At 44.0% G+C, this 2,690-nt stretch carries 1 protein-coding gene; it reads right to left on the bottom strand.

Going from position 1 to position 2,690, the window contains the following annotated elements; genetic code table 11:
• Positions 1-66: 66 nt before the first annotated feature.
• A complete protein-coding gene (locus tag Q4592_RS21735; protein WP_303516925.1) occupies positions 67-2,301 on the bottom strand; it encodes an alkaline phosphatase in 2,235 nt (744 codons plus the stop codon).
• Positions 2,302-2,690: the final 389 nt, after the last annotated feature.

The raw sequence follows: 2,690 nt of genomic DNA, 5'->3' as shown, positions 1-2,690 counted from the left end.
TCGTAACATAGTTCACCTGAAGTCCTCTGAACTATGCCAAGGCACAGTTCAGAGGTAATAGCTTATTTACTCAGCGTTTAAGGCGCCGCGCATTACGTTGTAAATCGCGGTATTTTCTACAGTGCGACCAACAAAAGCGTGTGAATTTAAACCCCAAGACGCAATAGGAACGTCTACATTAGTGTGGCTTCCCCACTTCCAACTGACTTCTGGCACTTGGCCAATACCGTTGGTTTTTTCTAATGCTAAGCCACCCGTTTCATGGTCGGCAGTAACAATGACCATTGAGTCACTGCGTAATTCAGCCCAGTTAGCGACTTCTTCAACCGTGGTATCAAAGGCGATGGTCTCGTGAATCACTCTCTCTTCGTCGTTAAGGTGACCAGCAAAGTCGATTTGCGAACCTTCAACCATTAAGACAAAACCGTTCGGATTTTTAGATAAAATCTCAATCGCAATTTGGGTCATTTCATTCAGCTGAGGAATGTCTTGCTCTTCGTAGCTTTTCTGATCGCCAAGCGGTAATACATAAGGAATTTCATCTTCACCAAAAATACCGGCAAACAAAATCTCTGCATTCGGATCTGTCGCTGGTAAAGCAGCCACAGCAGGAATAAGAGCCGTTTTTGAATCGACGACGGTATAGCCAGCCGCTGTAGCTTCAGCACTAATTACATCAACGCCGTCTACTTGCTTGCTGCCACACAGGGTAACGTTAGGTTGAACATCGCCGTACATGCTTTTAGACAAGGTAACAAAGTCATTTCGGTTTGGACCATGCGAGGCGTAAGCGGCAGGGGTAGCGTGCACACAATGTGATGTAGCGACAATACCTACCGACTTACCCAAACTTTGCGCGTATTCCAAAATGGTTTCTAAATTTGAACCGTCACCTGGACGTGCCTGAGCAATGGTGCCAGAAACTACTTTACGACCCGTAGCCATTGCGGTAGCCGCTGCTGCAGAATCGGTGTAGTAATTCATGCCAAGCTCAGCAAGATTCTCGTAGCCGAGGGTATCAGCACTGGCGGTTTTAATATCACCACGATGCTTGCCTGACTCAAGGAATAAGGCTTCGCCTTGGTAAGCGCGCGTAACATCCAGTTGCGGATAGCCCATACCATCACCAATCATCATTACAATGTTATTGGCATTGACTAGTTCGATCACATCAACATCGTGGCTAGCGCTAGCTTCTGAGCTAAGATCTTTGTTAGTTGTAAGCGTTACCGTGTAGCGACCTTCGGTATCAGCAGTCGCCATTTGGCGAACTGAAGCTTGAGTTTGCGTTGTATCATCGCTCAAGCTCACGCTCATATCTCCTTCGGCATCCCAAGCATAGCTTTGGGCAAAAGTACTGCCGTCGGAAGTAATGTTAGTGGCAACATTCACAGCAGTAATGGTGTCGTGGCCAACCACAGCTCTTACTTTAGCGATAGACAACGGCACAGCTAACTGTCCATCACCCAATATAGACAGCGAGAATACGTAGCTGCCTGCATCAACTTGAGCAGACATTTTGCCACCAGGGTAAGTGGTTAAAGCCGATGCTCCCTCAGTTAGGCTAATAGGCTGATTATCTAAAGAGCCATATACGTTCGGTTTATCCATGCCTTGATGAACATTGAAGCTAACAGTACCAGCCTCAGCAAAAGTCACTTCAGCTTCGTAGTTACCGGCACCTTTATAGGTAAACTCGGCGTTATCTGATGCGGTCCAATCGTTAAATGTGCCTACTATATACATAGCTTCAGACAGTTTGTCGGCATCGGTATCGGTAATATTTTCAATCAACAAACTAGGGTTATTGATGCCTGAAGATGAATCTAAGGTAAAGCGATACACTTGGTCTTCATCACTGGTTACAGCGATATCCATGTTTTGATTACCAAAATCGTCATACTTGCGCTGTAACTCCATAGGCGTATCAAAGATGACCTCAGCATCGGCTTCATCGCTAATCGCTAAATCGCGCTCTGCACTCCAGCTAGGGTCAGAAATTTTGAATGAGTACTCGCCGGGCTGCATGCTAAACAAGGCTATGTATTCCCCTTCGCCTTGATAATGCAGCTGTGCTTCTGGGCGAGATGACCAACTGTTCATAGAACCTTTAATATACAAACGACAGTCTTTTGCTGCATCTTCCGCTAGCTCTTCATCGGTACACTTAAATGGGCCTAAATCAATGGTGTCGGCGATTGGTGGATCTAGGTACACATATTCAGTGTCATCTGAGCAGCCAATAACGGTCGAAGCGATCGCAATACCAGCCACCGCTTTTAAAACATTTCCTACTTGCATGTCATTTCCTTTTATTAATTACGACTTATAATTTTTGTTTGTCGCATAATCAAACTAAGGATATGAAGGAAACAACTCAATAAACTTATGATTTATATAATAAAAGTAAGATGGCGATCATTCCAAGGCCCTGCAAATTCATAAAACTGTAATAATTTCCAGCTTAAGCGAATAGAAACAAGATCTTATAATTGATAGCGGCTCACAAATAGACCTTATAATCACCTGATGATAAATATAAAATTAACAATTAAATAAAGTCAGTAAACAACTCTTTTTGGTAAAGACTCACCCACAAAGAACAAATTTTATTTAAGGCGCGTAAAACTCGATGTCTTTGTTTAAGCTCATTGCATACCCAGCGCTGGCAATACCTTCTACATCGGTGG

The organism is Agarivorans sp. 1_MG-2023 (assembly GCF_030548385.1).
Classification (GTDB): Bacteria; Pseudomonadota; Gammaproteobacteria; order Enterobacterales; family Celerinatantimonadaceae; genus Agarivorans.
Note: the sequence above shows the minus strand (reverse complement) of the source record. Positions and strands in the feature narration are given on the sequence as shown.

What these genes read in the sequence shown, in the direction of transcription:
- Q4592_RS21735 (WP_303516925.1), bottom strand. Translation starts at nt 2,301, where the DNA reads ATGCAAGTAGGAAATGTTTTAAAAGCGGTGGCTGGTATTGCGATCGCT.